The organism is Saprospiraceae bacterium (assembly GCA_016715965.1).
GTDB lineage: Bacteria > Bacteroidota > Bacteroidia > Chitinophagales > Saprospiraceae > Vicinibacter.
Map to the genome: position 1 here is coordinate 2228296 of JADJXG010000001.1, position 18514 is coordinate 2246809.

General features: G+C 39.3%; 14 protein-coding genes. 9 read left to right on the forward strand and 5 right to left on the reverse strand.

All coding sequences use genetic code 11. The features are described from left to right. Positions 1–201: 201 nt before the first annotated feature. The 3 genes from IPM48_08265 to IPM48_08275 all read right to left on the reverse strand — a co-directional run bounded on the left by IPM48_08265 (position 202) and on the right by IPM48_08275 (position 3488). Positions 202–1320 (reverse strand): hypothetical protein, encoded by a 1119-nt coding sequence (locus IPM48_08265; GenBank protein MBK9271579.1) that lies wholly within the window; start codon positions 1318–1320, stop codon positions 202–204. 215 nt (positions 1321–1535) lie between these two features. After that, a complete protein-coding gene (locus IPM48_08270) occupies positions 1536–2015 on the reverse strand; it encodes a hypothetical protein (protein ID MBK9271580.1) in 480 nt (159 codons plus the stop codon). Between the two features lie 75 nt (positions 2016–2090). Then, complete coding sequence (locus IPM48_08275) at positions 2091–3488, reverse strand: vanadium-dependent haloperoxidase (protein ID MBK9271581.1); 1398 nt, start codon at positions 3486–3488, stop codon at positions 2091–2093. Between the two features lie 246 nt (positions 3489–3734). On the opposite strand from IPM48_08275, the gene IPM48_08280 reads away from it, so the two are divergent. From IPM48_08280 to IPM48_08290, 3 genes are read left to right on the forward strand one after another with little or no spacing between them, the layout of a single operon-like run. Then, positions 3735–4424 carry a response regulator transcription factor gene (locus IPM48_08280; protein ID MBK9271582.1) on the forward strand — a complete coding sequence of 230 codons (690 nt, stop codon included), beginning with the start codon at positions 3735–3737 and terminating at the stop codon, positions 4422–4424. After that, positions 4425–5792, forward strand: coding sequence for a HAMP domain-containing histidine kinase (locus IPM48_08285; protein ID MBK9271583.1), 1368 nt, complete (start codon positions 4425–4427; stop codon positions 5790–5792). It abuts the gene before it with no gap. Between the two features lie 19 nt (positions 5793–5811). Then, positions 5812–7194 (forward strand): vanadium-dependent haloperoxidase, encoded by a 1383-nt coding sequence (locus tag IPM48_08290; GenBank protein MBK9271584.1) that lies wholly within the window; start codon positions 5812–5814, stop codon positions 7192–7194. A 1655-nt stretch (positions 7195–8849) separates the two neighbouring features. On the opposite strand, the gene IPM48_08295 is transcribed toward IPM48_08290, so the two are convergent. After that, entirely contained in the window at positions 8850–10328 is a 1479-nt protein-coding gene (locus IPM48_08295) for a vanadium-dependent haloperoxidase (protein MBK9271585.1), read from the reverse strand. Between the two features lie 339 nt (positions 10329–10667). Between IPM48_08295 and IPM48_08300 the strand changes: the two genes are divergently transcribed. Beyond that, positions 10668–11387, forward strand: coding sequence for a response regulator transcription factor (locus IPM48_08300; GenBank protein ID MBK9271586.1), 720 nt, complete (start codon positions 10668–10670; stop codon positions 11385–11387). A gap of 9 nt (positions 11388–11396) precedes the next feature. Here the strand turns inward: IPM48_08300 and IPM48_08305 are convergent, their stop codons facing one another. After that, positions 11397–14819, reverse strand: a complete 3423-nt coding sequence (locus IPM48_08305; GenBank protein ID MBK9271587.1) for a T9SS type A sorting domain-containing protein — start codon at positions 14817–14819, stop codon at positions 11397–11399. A gap of 157 nt (positions 14820–14976) precedes the next feature. On the opposite strand from IPM48_08305, the gene IPM48_08310 reads away from it, so the two are divergent. From IPM48_08310 to galE, 5 genes are all read left to right on the forward strand, one after another. Beyond that, positions 14977–15186: a kazal domain protein gene (locus IPM48_08310; GenBank protein MBK9271588.1), complete on the forward strand. Its 210-nt coding sequence runs from the start codon at positions 14977–14979 to the stop codon at positions 15184–15186. A 22-nt stretch (positions 15187–15208) separates the two neighbouring features. Then, positions 15209–15706 carry a DUF1572 family protein gene (locus tag IPM48_08315; protein ID MBK9271589.1) on the forward strand — a complete coding sequence of 166 codons (498 nt, stop codon included), beginning with the start codon at positions 15209–15211 and terminating at the stop codon, positions 15704–15706. 4 nt (positions 15707–15710) lie between these two features. Beyond that, complete coding sequence (locus tag IPM48_08320) at positions 15711–16391, forward strand: DsbA family protein (protein ID MBK9271590.1); 681 nt, start codon at positions 15711–15713, stop codon at positions 16389–16391. Between the two features lie 113 nt (positions 16392–16504). Next, positions 16505–17434, forward strand: coding sequence for a DUF3089 domain-containing protein (locus IPM48_08325; GenBank protein ID MBK9271591.1), 930 nt, complete (start codon positions 16505–16507; stop codon positions 17432–17434). Positions 17435–17464: 30 nt separating this feature from the next. After that, the gene (gene galE / locus IPM48_08330) at positions 17465–18487 is read left to right on the forward strand and encodes a UDP-glucose 4-epimerase GalE (GenBank protein MBK9271592.1); all 1023 of its coding nucleotides are present in this window, start codon (positions 17465–17467) and stop codon (positions 18485–18487) included. Positions 18488–18514 lie beyond the last annotated feature (27 nt).

An 18514-nucleotide genomic window follows, 5' to 3' on the forward strand; every position in this document is an offset into this window, starting at 1 on the left:
CAAAAGCTCAAGTTTCCTTTATTGAATTTAAAAGAATAATTGAAAATTAGAATCCATAATTCCCAGGAGTTTACCCCTCCCAATAGTTGGGAAGGGTAACGTATGGGTTTTAGGGGAGGTAATGAAAAACTCTTTTAATTAAAACCAATTCATTCGATTCTAAACAGTGCTATTTGTGAATTTTTATTAGAATGAATTCTTTTATTCCATATCCATTTTAATGTCTCTGGAATGTTGCATTCCCCCGAATTGATAAAACAATCCAATATTAATGGAGTAATCGGCAAAAGCGGCATCTCCTATGACCACATTTTCCGGTGTGGATCTTGCGATGTCTGATTGACTTTGCACGCGGTTTCTTTCCAGGGCAATAGGAACTGAGGCAAATACACTGAAGGCATTAAACTGGTAATTAACGGATGGTTCTACCGATATCACATATCCCGGACGTCTAAATCCGTTGCTGGCCCCAAATACATCAGCACTGGGAATTCCCTCCGCCCTGACTCCAGCACCAGCTGAAAAACGACGGCTTGTAAAATTAATACCACCACGTATCAGATACTGATCAGCAACACTCATGGTGGCAGTTTTGTATTTTATCGCAGTGGCATTCGGTGTTCCTCCTCTGGCGGTGGAGGTACCGTTTTGATCTCTAGGATTAAACAAGTAGTAAAAATTACCGTAAATACCCAACTTGGAAAACAGATTGTAGAAGGCATTGACTTCCGTTGTTATCCCGGTTCCACCATCGCCCAGTTGTATGGATTGATCAACAGGTCCCAGCAATTCAGTGGAATCATTCTTATAGAAAAAATCCATATAATTGTAGTCCCCTGTTGGTAATTTTATCCCCAGGGCAATTTGTACATTGCCTTTTGAAGAGGGCTTAAACAACCAGGCACCTGCAGAAATGCGAAGGTCGCCTAATCCAGTAGCTTCCGTAAAATGTCTGGTCTTTCCATCATGCTCATACAGAGAAGATCGCGAGGTGGATTGGAATGGAATATTGATCCCAATGGACCATCTCTGATTTAAGAATTTGGTGATTCCGATGTCTAAATTGTTGGTATAATTTCTCACATCAGATCCAGCCTCCACACGATTTTTTTCCTCATGATTTCCTCTGAAATGTTTGTAAGATTTAAAATATCTGTAAGCAAAATTTAATTGCCAGCCGTGATTGGGTTGAACAAAGTTTGTCAAACCAGTACAAGCACTTCCTGTGCTTCGGACAGCAACACAACCTTGCGCTTGACTGGGGCTTAATTGCCAGCCCAAGAAGATAAATGTGAACAATGAAGTAATAATAGTTTTCATAATTTTGATTTGGTTAAAACTGAAATTAATTAAGGCTCACAAAAGTAATTCGCATCCATGTCGAATGTCGTGTCCGATGGTTGAAACCAGTGTTTTAGGGGATGAATGTAGTCCAATATTATCTAAAAGGCAATTCCATAATTAATAATGGAATAAATCCAATGAGCGCTGTTATTCTTAAAAGTGATTTTTCTCAATTTTCAAGCCAATAATACTTACCTAAGGTCAATGACTTTAACCAAAGTGTCAGCATTAAATATACCGTGGTGTATCATTTTACCAGTGGTGTCATAATGGTATTGATCCCCATGTAATTGGCCATTCATAAAATGAATCAGCTGAAACAATTGTCCATTTTCATAAAAGACGCTGTCCCAACCCGTTTTTTTTCCTTCTGAATAATATTGAATTTCTCTGTGTTTTCCCGAAGGATAAAAATATTCCGTTTTGCCTTCCTGAAGATCGTTGCGATAACGAATAATTCCTTTCACCTTCCCATCCTTATCGTAAAACAGGCATTCTCCATCTTTTTTGCCATAGGAAAGTTTGTATTTTTTCTGCAACTCTCCGGTAGTATAGTATTCCAACAATTCGCCTTCCTTTGCTGGCTTTGATTTCCATTCATTGCAAGATATATAAATAGAAAATGTAAATAGCCATAAAATCAAAATTCTGAACTTTATTAAGTGCATCATAATTGGTTCTAATTAAAAAAAGCCATCTGTCAAATACAGATGGCTTTCTATTTAAAATGAATTTAAGCGATATAATTATCCTTTCCAGGGAAGTCTGTTATTAACCCAGGTTCCGATCTCATTGCCAAATCTGACACCTTCTTCACAGTCCATTCTCCAATGGACTCCAAGTGGAACCCTGGACCAGGCATTTTCCTGAGCCATTTCGTAAAAACTATTGAATGAACGTGGATTTCCGTTAAACTCCCTTCTTCCAAGGTGACATTTGTCCGTCATGGCATATCTGTAACCGAAAATGCTGCTGAGGGCTTCTGCACCAGCTGCTCCCATGGTTGAGTGACCGGAAGGGTAGGCTGGGAATGGAGGGCTAAAGCCGACAAAATTGTTGGCAGCCCAATCGAGCGATGGCACCCAAGTGGGGTCAATGTATTTTTGAATATAAGTTACGGGTCTTTCCAGATTGTAAAGGTATTTAGAATACCAACAGGCCACAGCTGCTTCGTGCAGAGCAATACCCACTTTAGCAGCCATCACGATGGCAGTTTCCAGATTGCTTTTTTCAATTTCCAAAACCTGATTGCCAATTGCAATCCAACGAGGTCCAGGACTGAAGGTCTGACCCAACAAATCATCGCTCCAAAACTCACCAACCCACTGATCTTCTTCAGCTTCAATGGCATTGTTGCGAGTCAATACTTCATAACCCTGACCGTAGTAAGGTGATTTAGGATCCGTACTGTAAGGAAGAGGTTTTCTGCATGTTTTTTCTCCATCTCCTCTTATGACAAAGGTTTTGCAACGTCCATACACACCACCCATTGGTTGATCAGGTCCCGGAGGAGTTGGTCTCCAATCTCCTTCTTTTTTGTAGGCTGTGTTCCAATCATATCCTTGGAAAGGATTTTTATAGTGGTTGTAGGCAACAGGGTCATTGGTAAACCAATTCCATACAACTTCAGCCACGTCTTGACCTCTTTCTACAGAACGCTCAAAAACTTCCTGAGATACCTCTCCGCGGTATTTTGCATTGAGACGGGCATTGAGTTGAGACATCCAGGATTTGTGTTCAGCTGTCTGATCCACAAAAAATCTGGGCATCATCACATTGTACACTGCATTCACCACAGTTGGCCAGTGATATTCTTGATTTTCAATGATTTTAGGGAAACTAACTTCAGGAAATGATGTGGCGATGGATTTGTACTCTGAAAATCCAGGGGCACATGCTTCATAAATAGCAATTCCCATGTAAGCCAAAGAAGTTGGAGCGGGTCCGGGACGGTAGCCGGCCGCATACCTCTCAATTTTCAAATACACATCGTTCCATTCCCAAACGGCTTCATAAGGATATGAACTGACCTTGTTGTCGTCAGTTGTGGTATTGTTGTCCCCGTCCCTGTTACATCCGGTGATGAGGGTAACAGCAAAGAACAACACTACAAGTTGAAATAGTAATTTGTTAAAGTTTATCATGATATAATATAATTTTTTCGAGGCAAAGATAAGGGTTGCCAACCCCACAAAGCCTTTAAAATTATTAAAAAGTCATTAAAATTGGGGTCATTTATTCAATATGAAACCTTGAAAATCAATACAAAAGCTAATTTGGCCCCTGGGATTATGGCATGGTTATTAAAGTCAATTTATTCCAGTTGGATTTTATTTATCTTTACATTTTATGAGAAATAAACGTTTTAAATATTTAAAAAAAATGAATGTGTGCTTAAAATACTGATTATTGAAGACGAGCGTAAATTGGGTTTATCGATCAGAGATGGTCTATTAGAACAAGGGTTTGAATGCGATCTTTATTTTGATGGCAATGCAGCTTTGGATGCAGCCCTGGAAGAAAAATATTCAGTAATCGTTTCCGATGTGATGCTGCCCGGTCTATCGGGGTTTGAATTAATCAAAAAAATCAGAGGGGAAGGCATTCACACTCCATTTATTTTCTTGACGGCGCTTGCCCAAATGGAAGACAAATCGACAGGATTCGAATCCGGTGCCGACGATTATTTGGTCAAACCTTTCGAATTTAAGGAGCTTTTAATGAGAATAAAGGCACTTGCAAGAAGACCCATTGATACTTCGATCACATCGGTGAAGAATTTTAAATATTTTGACCTTGAAGTGAATTATAGAACCAACTCTGTATATCGCAGCTTAAATGGCAATAGAATTCAATTGACACCCAAAGAATTTGCCTTGTTGGATTATTTTATCAGAAATCCGGAAAGGATCATTTCAAAAGAGGAGCTTTGTGAGAAAGTTTGGGAGTTGGATTTTGATACAGGCACCAATATTGTAGAGGTTTATATTAATTTTTTACGAAAGAAAATTGACAAAGATCATTCCGTTAAACTGATCCATACTGTGTACAAGACAGGTTACATTTTTAAAGCGGAGTAAATGCAGATTAAGACCCGATTAACACTGCACTACATTCTCCTGTTTGCTTTGATTCTGGGATTTGCTTTGTCATTTTTTTATTCTAAATACAAGGAAATTCTGGTGCAGGACAATTTCCAGAAAATGAAAGCCCAGTCATCAGTCTTGGTGGATCGGATTTGGACTGAGAAATCGAACATGGGTAATTACAAGGATACATCCTTTCTTCCTTCAAGTTTTGATTTGGAGATTTTTGACCAGCAGTATCACAAACTGTTTAGTTTAAGTCCTGTCCCAATAAAGATTCAATATTCCGATTTTTTAGAATTAATGGATCAATCAGAGATCCGGAGATTTGGATCAGGCAATCAACTGATCATTGGATTTATCAAATCGGTGGGGCATGGAGAAAAATGGGTCGTCATTGCCCAAAAGAAAATGGGCAGTAAGGAGTTGAATGATATCAGTAATTTGTTGTTATTAACCTTCTTATTGTCATTGGGTATTGCGGCCATTGGGGGATTCTGGTACACCTCCCATTCTCTAAAACCTTTCAAAACATTAAATGATCAGGTGGACAATATACTGCCATCCAGTCTGGACACAAGATTGAAAGAGACCAAGGAGGGAGATGAAATATCTCATTTGATCACTACTTTTAATAAAATGCTCGATCGGATCGATGAAGCATTTGCTTATCAAAAAAACTTTATTTCAAATGTGGCGCATGAGCTCAAGAATCCAATTTCCGTCATGACTTCCCAATTGGAGCTGTTGCTGAGAAGCAAAAACAGATCGGAAGAAGAATACCGGAAAATTACTCAGTCCATTCTGCAGGACTGCTTCCGCCTTTCAGACATTACTGACAACTTAATGCAGTTGGCCAAAATTCACACCCTCAAAGGAAACTTCAAATCAGAGTCTTGTCGAATTGAAGAACTTTTGATGGATTCTAGAAAACAAATTCTTCGAGCCAATCCGGATTATAAAATACACATAAACTATGAGGGGATTCCTATGTCAGAAGAACAATTATACATACAGGGAAACCGTTCGCTTTTGTGTTCCGCATTTATGAACATCATCGATAATTGTTGTAAATTTTCGCAAGACCAATCTGCTTTTGTGGACATCCGGATTCCAGAATCCGGTGCCAGAGAGATCGTAATCAAAGACAACGGGCCAGGTATTGAGGAAAGTGAGTTGTCTCAAATATTTAAACCGTTTTACAGGGATGCAAGAACGAGAAACAAACAAGGTACTGGGATTGGTTTGACAGTGGTTGATTCAGTGATAAAATTACACGGTATTGATCTTCAGGTTCGATCAAAAATTGGTTTGGGAACAGAATTTCACCTATATTTGCCGAATGGTAAGGACAAGTCCTGATGTCTGCCAATGAATGACCATGAAAAAATATCTGAATTTTTGGAATTTCATCCTTTTAGCGGTACTATCCTCTGTTACATTTTTTGAATATTTTACCTCAAATTCAAAGGACTATAAATCTGAAATGTTAAATGAATGGACAGACCTCTTGCTGGAACTTGAAAAATCCACTGCTGGATACCGTCCACCCGTAGCTGCCAGAATGCATGCCTACCTGGGATTGGGAGCTTACCTTTCTTCTGTGACAGAATCCGAATTTGAGGACCTTAGCTGTTTTCTTCAAAACATGGATAATCAGTCTGACGTCGTTACGATCGGATTAGATGCAGGACTTTCTGTAAATAGTTGTTATTCCCGTCTGGCCGAATTGTTTTTTGTAACTGCTCCTCCGGCACAACTGGGTAAAGTCAAATTACTGGAATCTAAATTTCGCAAGAAACTGGGAAATCGATTGGACCCGGAAAAGAAGATGAGATCGATCAGTTATGGGTTTGAAATGGCGGAAAAAGTTTGGAAGTATTCCATGTCTGATACCCATGGCCACGATGCGTTTTTGTATAATTACGATGAAAAATACATTCCGCCGGAGTGTCCGCTGTGTTGGGAAAAAACTGGAGGCAGGCCCATGCCGGCTTTGTTGCCAAATTGGAAAAACGTCAGAACTTTGGTAATAGATACCGGTGATTTGCAGGTGATTCCTCCTCCTGCATTTTGCCCGGAGGAATATAGCCAGTATTTTTCCCAGGCTTATGAGCTGATCATGATCCAACAAAATCTAAATCGTGAAGAAAAGTGGATTGCAGAATTTTGGAGCGATGACAAAGCAGGTCTGACCATGTCACCTCCGGGTCGTTGGATTTCAATTGCCAAAGAAGCAGCTGCCCTCATTGATTTAGATTTTCGGACACGCTTGCAGATGAACATGGTTCTTGGACTAGCCATGTCTGATGCGGCAGTGTTGATTTGGAATGCTAAATACACTTATCATTTGATGAGACCTGAGACCTTTGTTAAGAAGTTCATTAATCAGGATTGGTATTCCCACATTCCTTCTCCTGCTTTTCCAACCTATCCATCAGGACATGCTGCGTTTGGTGCTACCGCAGATGTAATATTAAGCGCATACCTTGGAGATCATTTTGCCATGACAGATTATACGCACCATGGGAGAAAAGAATTTGAAGGCGATGCACGTAGTTTTAATTCATTCAGAGAAATGGCCATCGAAAACGCCTGGTCACGGGTATTGGCAGGAGTACATTTTCGAATGGATTGTGATGCTGGCTTGGATCTTGGTTATAGGTCTGGATATCTTTTTAAATCCAAAATTGGTTTGATAGACAACAATGCCACATTCAGTATGGAAGGCTCAAATCTTAAGAAGACCAATTCCATTTTTTAATGTCGTATTTGTTTTTATAAGAATAGGGATTGTTAATCTCGGCTTTTTGTCATCAAAACAGGAATAAGCTCCATCTAATTCCCTTACCTGATTGTCTCTGAGACTAGAAAGCATTTATTTCATCGTATAATTTGAATGGTCAATTCTAGTCTCTGATTAAATGATCCTGAAATACTAAATACGTATTTGCAGTAATGGCCATAAAGTCAGTGCAAATATTGGCTTAAGAGATCATTCGAATGATGGTTAAATACTTTCATCTTTTGGTATACTTTAATATGAAAACACCATACAATAAAACCATTTTGAGTGCTGAGATTTTTTTGTTTTGAGCTCCATTGGAATAAATATGAAAGCACATATGTCCAAAATAATTTTTACAAATCAACATTCCCACTTTTTGTCGCGCACGACTGAACGATCCAAGCTAAAAGCTTGGTAGAGTGCGACAGCACTCTAAGTGAAGGAGCCGCGAAAGCGGAGTACAAAAAACGCAGCCTTTTCTAAGGCGGCATCTTCCTTGGTTCTATTGATCTTTATTTGGTTCATTTTGCAAGGTTCTCTGTTGGGACAGATTTTGGGCGCTGTATATTGCCGCTCCATAATGTCATTTCATTTGGATGGTATGTTTGATGAGTGCATCATATTAGTTTCAGTTAAAGGAGCGACAATATAAGGCGCTATTTCCAAAATCTGTCCTTCTTGGGCCGCTGACGAAAAGGCTCGTAATATTATTCATTATTTAGATTGAAATATCAGGAATAATGATGGTTTTCATGCATTTCAATGCGGCTTAGGGCTCCGCAGCTCGGGTACCCAACCAGCGAATTTCGCGGTCATGCTAAAAACTGTCTGAGCCCAACCGAGGAGCTACCCACTATGACGGAGTTGGCGAAGCGAGGATTGTGGAGCCCAGTAGGAGAGGTAGAGGCGAGTTTTTTTAGCATAGCGAAAGAGCTGCAGTTGGGTGAGCGAGGTGATCGTAGCGAAGTATCCTGCCACGCAGGATACCATCGTACGACAGTGCGATGGCGAAGTGAACCGCGAAAGCGGATAATTGAAACAGCGAACTATCTTTGTTTTATCCCTTGCGCCTTGCCCCCAATTTATTGGTGGGGGCTCCTTCACTTTTTGAGCTGTTCCCTCTATGGCGGGACAAGCTGCTCAAAACTGCTTCGCAGATCGTTCAGTCGTCTTTTGACGGCCAAAAGAAAGTAACATGCATGTAGTTTGAAAAACAAAATATATTTTTTAAATTACAATAGGTGTTATGGGCTTCTATTTTATAATAACGTTTCAAAATTAGTATTCACTTGTAAATCACTGGTCACATATCAAATTTAAACTTATTTTGGACAGGTGTGATATGAATGACAATTTGAGTTCAATCAAAATAGAAATCAAGGATCAAAATGAAAAGGACATTAAATTAATAATTTAAGAAAAATCCAACTGCTATTTTATTTTTATCCTCCGTTGTACATACATTTGATTGAAAATCAGCTAAGCCAATTTTGGTTTAAGAATTCATTCTGAATCAGACCTTTTATTTGTTGCACCCATGATTTTTAAAAAAAACAAAGCCCATCTTTTTCAGACAGGCCCGTTATTTTATCGTTGTTGTATGAATTGATTCCTATGTTAGGAAGAATTTGTTATTTCGAAACGGTCTTTCCGTTCTTTAGGGACTTTTCAATACTGCCATCAAAATACTTGCTAAAGACATCATCCCATAGGTAGTGACCGATGCTTCTACCCATTTTTAAACCTTCAATATTGTCCGCTTGAATGTGATATCCACCCATCACCCTAGAAATCCCTGCCATATCAGCAGTGGCTGTAAATGTTGGGAGCGGCAATGAGATTGGATCTCCCGGCGTTTCGGTAATAATACCTGGTTTTCTAATTTCTTCCTCACCAAATCGATCACTTCCTGTGAATAATTCCAAAACTTTGGCACAGGCCCCGCTCACAGTGCTGTGTCCTGAAACATAGGCAGGAAAAGGTGGTGAAACAAAATTGGCCGGAGAATACGGATGCCAGCAATTGGCCGGAATTTCCTGAGTGCCTTTGTCAGGTCCTCCCCATCCTTTGATTTTTTTATCTGGATTGTAGCATCTGACCAGCGTCCATGGCCTAGAGCTGTCATAATATCTCTTGGTTTCCCAACAAGCGATGAAAGCATCCATAGCCGTGATAGCTACAGTAAAGAATAATTTTACATCAGTGTCAAGATCATTTTGATCCCTGACAGAAACCATTTGGGCAAATTGCAGCCAATGGCCAGCCTGCCCAGTTGATCTTGGCCCATCCCTCATAAACTCTATAATGCATTTTCTCTCTGGTGTCAGATTTGCATTAAAATCGATCACTTCCTGGACTTCTTTTTCCAATTGTTCAGATCCGAATTTTGGGTATTCGGGTGCTCTAAACTGTGCAGATGATTTTAATCCGAAGGGCTTTACACGATACCAATGTGGTGTCAGAAAATTGACCAAGAAGGTATCCCCTTTTGCATCTACAAAAGGCAGAGGATGCCATTTATCAGGGTTGATCACCTTCTTGTACGACTGGACCGGCGTGTAATAGGTATAATCAGAAAATGGCAGGCCGTTTGAACCTATTTCATTGCCATGTTGATTTGCGCCATCATTTTTTCGGTAATCGATTAATGCTTTTGCGACTTTATTGCCAACTCCTTCTGGAGTAGCCATGTCTGTGCTTTTATTGTTTGGATTAAATCCTCTTTTTGTAAATTCTTTGGTTAACAGCTCTTTATCGGCAGGATATTGATCCAACATGGTCCTGTACATGGCATAAGCGATGGCAATTTCTTTGTTTTTTTTCGTTCTTTCAGCTTTGGGACGTCTTGCACTGGAACCCAATTGAGAACCAACGGCTTTATCATCATAAATGGCCCATGCATCATACATGGCATTGATTGTGATTCCCAATTGTCTGGATTGGATGGTAGGTCTTGCACCTACCCGATCTACATCGTTTGCTGTCACTTCAAGAGCAAGTTTCAACCAATCATAGGCTGCACTGGGTTTATAGTTTGAAGGATTTTTTTGGGTAAAGCTTGCGGTAGTAAAATGGAATACCAGCCAAATAATACAAAATAATTTTTTCATTACCTAGTTTTGAGATGATACGTTAAGTTTGCAAAATTATAGGGGTGGACCACTTTCCCGACAATTGTTTTGTGAATGTCCAATTATGATGGATGAAAAAGGGATAATAATATGCGAATAAGTTTTGGACGGTGATTCATTTTCGAAACATATTATGATTATTAAAGTGAATCTAAACTGTAAAAATGATTCATCCTAATATTTATTCTGCTTGACCATCAATTTGTTCTAATTTTGTGGAAGAAGACTATTAAGAGCTAATTGTACTTTAAAATTCTATAAAAGCCAAGTACTGCAGAATATATGCAAACAAGAAAAATAAAATATTAAAAACGTGCTATGAATAATGCACTAAGATGTCTGGTGATTGATGACGATCCATTGATTTGTGATTTAATCAAACATTTTTGTTCAAAGATTTCTCAAGTCCAATACTGCATCTCAGCGGGAAATGGTACTGACGGTCTTCAGGTTCTTTCTTCGCAGGAGATCAATCTCATTTTTTTGGATTATAACTTGCCGGATATGAAAGGAGATTATTTATTGGAGTTGAAGCGGAATAAGGTACCTGTGATCATGATTACTTCCGAATCCGATTTTGCAGTTAAATCCTATGAATACGAAGACGTATTGGATTTTCTGGTAAAACCCTTGTCTTTTGACAGATTTTACAAAGCAGTCAGCAGGGCATTTATAGATAGAAACAAAGAGATGCACGTTCCGGAAGTCCAGGCTGTTAAATCTGATTTTATATTTATCAAAGATGGAACAAAAAAAGTAAAAGTTGTTTTTGAGGAATTGTTGTTTTTAAAATCCGAAGGTAATTATATTTCCTTTGTGACTAAGGACAAATCCATTCTTAGTCTGATGACTTCAAAAGACATAGAGGATAAACTTCCCGGCAATTTTTTAAGGGTGCACAGATCTTATTTGGTCAACATGAATAGAGTGGATTCTGTTAGTTCAGAAGAACTTATTATTGGAAAATATACCATTCCAATCAGTCATAAGCACCGAAAAGAAGTGATGGATTTTATTGGAGATGGAGAAGGTGTGTAGATCGATGATTTATTCCACTACCAACTTTCTAACTACAAAGGATCCATTCTGATAAATCCGCAAATAATAAAGACCTTTGGTCAATTGTGAAACACCCATCTGGATGCTTTTGCCTTCATCCCGGTCTTCAAATGTATTTGACTTGATTACTTTCCCATTGGTTTCAAGTAGTTCTATGCGGATTGACCCCTCTCCTGATCCAATGACTGTTATTTCAACTTGATCGGATGCTGGGTTGGGATAAATGCTCACAAGTCTGGGTGCCCATTCCTCTTTCGTAGATACCTCAGATTCAACTTTAAAATCATATTGAAATCCGGCACCAAAGTCAGGGTTGAAGGTTTTTAAGGGGGCGTATGCCGTATTTACCTTTCTCGAAAACCTTGCAAATCCAGACCCCAGATTGCTATAGAACCAAAAATAAAGCCCATCATGGCTGCGATCATTCACCTGCAAGGTATAACAGCCATGGGGTAAATTGAGCTCATCTCTATAGGTCGTATTTGCTGTCAGACCATTTCTTTCTACCACCGTATTTCCGGCCGAGTTTATAATTCGGTAGCTGTTGTCAGTTCCAACGGTATTGGTCTTAAATTCAAAATGTAAATTGCTTCCATATTTATCCACCAATTGATATTTTGAAATCAGACGGTTGTTATCAGGATGCTCATCCGTCTTGTTATTGGGCATTGAGACCACCACTTCAAATTCACCCACTGCTTCATTTCCTAAATATCCGTCCACAGGGATAGGGAGGGAAATCAGAGCGGTGTCCGATGGGTTTAAACTACCATTCCAATGGTATTGATATATGGCCTCTCCTTTTTTACCGTAGGAGATGAGACAAGATTTTAGTATTTCAGAACCGGAATTTCTGATGAGTAAGATGGGCTCGCTGCAAGAGGGATTAAGTCTTTCATACTCTACTCGTCCCGATGATGGCCGCAAAATTTCTTCGATGGCTACATCATTGCTAAAGGAATAATTCCCATAACTTACGATTTGTGAAGACACCAAATAATTTGCCTGCGTCAAACTAGGTAATTCTACACCATAATCCAACATCAATGAATGGTCCGGACTAACTTGGGAACTTACATCAAATCTGTGCAAATCAGTGGCTGCTCCAGGACACCATCCTGCCCTGTCAAAAATCCAGGTACCTCCTTGAGGATATATCGGGTTCCATGCGCATTCTTTCCAAACATCAAATTGGTATTTTCTATTTCCTGAGGCTGTGATGAAATGTTTTTTGGGTGTAAATTCTCCATTTTGTTCGTGACCTGTTACAGACAATCGGACTTCATGATAACGGGCAGCAGGACTAAGTTTTAATTCTCTTGGTTCGAATTTAGTGTTGTTGGTGATTTCATTGAAATAACCTCGATCAAATGGCCAAATATTGGATATGTTGAGGACTTTTCTTTCGGGTACTCCTTTAATAAAAGCAAATTTGATGTTAAGCTCTTCCTGCCATGCTCCAAATTCAACACTCAATAATTTCTTTCCTTTCAAAATGGGCGTAAAATCGGTGACGTCGAATACAAAGGTCTTACCATCTTTGCCAAGATCCAAACCATTGCCATAAGGAGTGACCAATGATAGTAATTCATATTTGGCCGGTGATTTTCTAAAATATTTTAGAGGTTTGACGGATAGTGATCCATCGGGTGTAATATAGATGAAATCAGGAATTTCTCCAGCTTCATTGTACACGGCTTCATCACCAGACCGGAACAACCAGAAAGTAGAATCCAAGATCAGATCGTTGTTTTCTACCCTGTATTGCTTCACCCTCGATGGCCCTTTATAAATGGAATCCAACAATGGGACATCTTCCACATTAAAACCGGTGTAATTGGCAATGATGAAGGCTACAGAAGGTCGGTAATCTGAAGGAATAAATTCCGTCAATAGCTTGTCCGCTCTTTCGCTGTGTCGCGGAAGGGGGTAATTCAATTGAGCATTTTGTTGCATGGGTGCTAGGTCATTTAGTAAAACACCATTGGATTCTTGCATATCGAAATAAAAAAGCAAATGTTCAAATTGCGGATGGGATGGATTAATCTTTTGGTGCATCCAATTCTGAATATCCAGACTGTCCAGTTCTTTTTTCCAGATTGTCAAATTCCGCATCCTTCCATAGTACACTCCGTCATAACCCAATGCTTCACCAATTCTCAAATTTTGCAATTGTATTTTTTTCGTTTTTCCCGTGCCCGACATCCATAGTCTTCCGTTTTTATAAATGCGCATATTTCCTGTCGCACTATTTTTTGTAAAGGACCAGTGATTCCAACTTGCTTCATACTCATTCAATGCGGCTGCTTTCTCAATCCGGTCATATGAACCAGCTACAAATCCACAATCAAAATATATGGATCCGTTGCTCCAGGGAAGGTGAATGTTGAGTGCACGTTGACCATTTGAATCAAATGCTTCTAATACCGAACCATTGCTTGGTTGAAGATGGGCTGTACCATAAGCCCAGAAAGAAATGCTCAACTCTTCACTTAAATGACTCAATTTCCCATGGTTTATTTCTGCACCAACACCATCCCAAACGATGCTTCTCTGCTCTGAACGGGTAGAGATGGATTGTACATTATTCTGAAGTTTTTGCCAGCCAAACACTGGTTCTGCCGCTTTGTTGTTTTTGGAAAAGGAAACATCCATTAACAGGGCGCTGCTGCCATTCCAGTTAAAAGTGCGGTAGAAATGAAGAATTTTGGATTCAGCTTTGCTGAAATCAGAATCTAAGAAATATACTTCAGTAAAGCCTTCGGTATGAGGTGCAAGAAAATTTATCGCGGCTTGATTGACTGCCTTCATCCGTATTCGGAAATTCTGCAACTGCGCACCTCCTTCAATGACGGGCCACTCGATGGCTGAAATATTTCCAGCCCTCAAACCCGCTGCGAGCAGTTCTGTCGAGCTGAAAAGGAATTGCCCTCTGAATACGCCTTCTGCTGCATCAAAACTAAATTGACCATCCGCATTGCCAATTTTAGCCCTGGCCTGTTGATTCATTTGGGTGAACTGGACCCTCTTCTGCAGGGCCTGATAATACGTAAATGTCTGTTGAAACTGATATTCAAACGTATGATCGTTGAATCCACTTATATCATAGTTGTTTTGAATGGCCTGAGTACTATCAAGTCGCTGGCTATCTGTGACAAATGTATTGCAACTGTAATCCCATTCATAACAACCCACATTCCCATTGCCCACCGCAGCATTGTGACATCGCATGTTGTAATACATTAAAATCTTCCGAAAATCTTGATTCGGATCATCAGGGAATTGCCACACTCCCTGCCTACCGGCACTATCCCAAGTGAGGGTTTGAACCCATATTGTATCCTGCCCTAAGACTTCCTGGTTACAAAGTGAAAAAGCCATTAAAACCACTAGAGACGCCAATAACTTCATATATCAAATTTAGACTGCGAATATAGAAGGATTTTGGCAGATTCGATTGACATCATTCGTAATCTTGTTTGGAGAATAATTTTAGGCTGGGGCATTTAAAATTTTACAACAAAGCATCACCAATGGACGTTTATCTTAACAAATTGACTAGAATGAAATTAGGAATTTTGTGTTTTATTTTTTTGGTGTAACCAATTGCTCTTTAATTCCAATCCATGATCAGTGCAAAGAAAAATTAAATCCGGATTGCTACTGTACCAAAGAATACAATCCTGTCTGTGGATGCAACGGTAAAACCTATGGAAATGCCTGTACCGCTGAGTGTTCTGGGATAACGATGTATCAACCCGGTGCTTGCAAGAAATAAAGAGCGAAATTGTTTATCCACCATGAACCCTCTTATTCCCCTCATTCAAAAAGAATTTCATTGTCGTGTAATCCTGGAGAGCAGATCCAGAATATTTCTCTGTTTGAATCAAGTAAAGATCGGGCAGCTAAACTGGCGTCCCAATGATCAATCCAATTCTATTCAAAATCTAATCCTGCATTTGTGTGGAAATATGAATCAATACATCTATTCAAGCCTTGGAGATCATCCGGATGAAAGAAGACGCGATGATGAATTTGTCAATCAGTTGCATTTGTCTCATCTGGATTTGCAAGAATTGCTGACAAAAACCACAGAAAATGCCTGGGATATTGTACAAAAGGTAGATGAAAAAAAGCTATTGAATATGTACCGCGTTCAGTGTTTTGAATTAAGTGGATTTGAAATCATCAGCCATGTCATCGAGCACTTTAGTTATCACACGGGTCAGATTGCATTATTGACCAAAATATTGACAAACCGCGATCTTGGATTTTACAAGGGATTAAAACTAAACTGATCAGATGCCAAAGGAATTTTTATTTTTTTTTATTTTGTTACATAGTATGGTAGTTTCAAACGCGCAAAAAGATACTTTAATTTATATAGGAGATCCCATGTGTTCCTGGTGTTATGGATTTGGACCTGAATTGGAAAAACTGATAAAGTCAAATGCCACATTGAGTTTGAAAATTATCACCGGCGGGTTGAGACCAGACGGAAATGAAAATTTTATCCAGCTGAGGGATTTTCTCCGATCTCATTGGGAAGAAATCCATGTCAGAACGGGCCTTCCATTTAAATATGATATTTTAAATAACCAGAATTTATACTACAACACGGAGCCAGCTTGCAGAGCCATTGTAAGCATTAGGAAATTGAAACCATCGATCGAGTTGGATTACTTTAGAGCTCTCCAAAATACATTTTACGCAAAAAATCAAAATCCTGTTTCATTGGAAACATTCAGTAATTTAGCTACAAATTTTGGGATTGATGGCGAGCTTTTTAAAAAGACATTTAATTCATCGGAGACCATCCACCTGACCAGACAGGATTTCGCCATGGCTCAGCAATTGGGAGTCCGTGGATTTCCAGCTTTATTGTTTAAAAATGCCAAAGGTAAAGTCCGCACTCTTTCAAATGGATATTCCACATTTTCCGATATGCAAGCCAATTTGAAGATGCTTTTAAATTCAAATTAAATTTTATATTACACCTAATGTTGATCTCTATATTTAAAATAAGTTTTTTCTGTTGTGTTTGTTTAGTTGTGGTATCGTCTTGTTCGTTATCAAAACCCAGGACGGCATTCGATTTGAAACTTACAGGACAAGCGCCGCGTTATTCGGATTCTTACTATTGGGCCGCATTACCGGCAAAAAATGATCCGTCTGATTTGATTCCAAAGGGTTTGAAGACCATGAATCTTCAGGAGGTGGATGTTTTTTTTATACATCCTACTTCCTATATTCGCAAGAAACACGGCAAAACATGGAACGCGGATCTTCTGAACAATCATATTAATGAAATAACAGACAATGGTGCCATAAAATACCAGGCAAGTATATTCAACGAACAAGCTAGGGTGTATGCCCCAAGATACCGGCAAATGGTGTATTCAGGTTTTTCCACAAAGGACCAAGATTCTAAACAAAAAGCCCTTGATCTGGCGTACGAAGATATTTACAATGCATTTCTTTACTTCTATGACAACTTCAACCAGAATAGACCGATTGCCATTGTTGGACATTCACAAGGAGCCTATCTGGCCCTACGATTACTCAAGGAAGTATTTGACAATGAACCCATGAAAAATAGACTTGTCATAGCCTATATTCCAGGTTTTCCCATACCTGTCAACAGCTTTAAATTTCTCAAACCTTGCCAGTTTGCTGAGGAAACTTCTTGTGTCTGTAGTTGGAGATCTTTTAAAAAAGGATTTGATCCGGATTGGCTTCTAAAAGAAGAACCCGCCATCGTGACCAATCCCTTAATCTGGACCACAGAACCGATTGATGTGCCCTCAAGCGAAAATCTGGGTTGGTTGCTAAAAATGGAGGATGGTATTTACAAAAACGGCCCGGGTGCACGAGTTTATAAAAGTATTTTGTGGGTAGATAAACCGAAATTCAAAGGCAGTTTCTTGCTAAGAACAAAAAACTACCACCGAGGGGATTTCAACCTGTTTTATATGAATATACGGCATAACTTTAAGACAAGGGTTGGCGCATATTGGAAGGGTTAGTCATTGGCGATTGTTTAAACCATACTGTGAATGAAAAAAATATTGGTCACCGGCGGTGCTGGATATATAGGAAGTCACACCATCGTCGATTTAATTCAAAACAACTACCAGGTAATTTCTGTAGACTCCTACCTGAATAGTTCTGAGGATGTTTTTGAAGGAATTGCTAAAATAACGGGTGTTAGTGTAAAAAACATTCCAATTGATCTGGCCGCAACAGAATCTTTAAATTTTTTAAAGGAGCAGGTGGGTAAAGTGGATGGAGTCATTCATTTTGCCGCGTTAAAATCCGTTGAAGAGTCCGTTCTAAAACCACTTAGCTATTATCAAAACAATCTGGGTAGTCTCTTGCATATATTGAAATACATTGAAGAAATGGCCATTCCTCATTTTATTTTTTCTTCCTCATGTACTGTTTATGGTGAGGCAACCGAATTGCCGGTCACAGAAGATACGGTTTTTTCTCCTGCAACTTCACCGTATGGTCGCACAAAGCAAATAAGCGAATACATGATACAGGATTTTTACCAAAATTCCAATTGGGATTTAAAGGCAATTTCATTGCGGTATTTTAATCCGGCGGGTGCACATCCTTCTCATCTGATCGGTGAATCTCCAGCAAATCCTGCACAGAATTTGGTTCCTGTTATCACTGAGACCGCCATCGGTAAAAGAAAATCCATGACCGTTTATGGCACGGACTACCCGACGAGGGACGGTAGCTGTATCAGAGATTACGTTCATGTTTCAGATTTGGCAAGAGCCCATACACTTGCGCTTCATAAGCTTGAATCCACAAAAAATACAAGACCTGTTGATTTTTTTAATTTGGGTATGGGCCAGGGCGTTACTGTTCTTGAAGCCATCCAGGCTTTTGAAAAAGTAAACAAGCTCAAGCTAAATTATATTCTCGGACCCAGAAGGCTTGGAGATTTACCAGCTGTATATGCAGATAATTCTAAGGCGATTGCTCTACTTGGTTGGAAGCCCATTTACAATATCGAACATATTATGAAGGATGCATGGGAATGGGAAAAACTCAGCACAAAATAAAAAAGTCCGGTTGTTTTCACAGCCGGA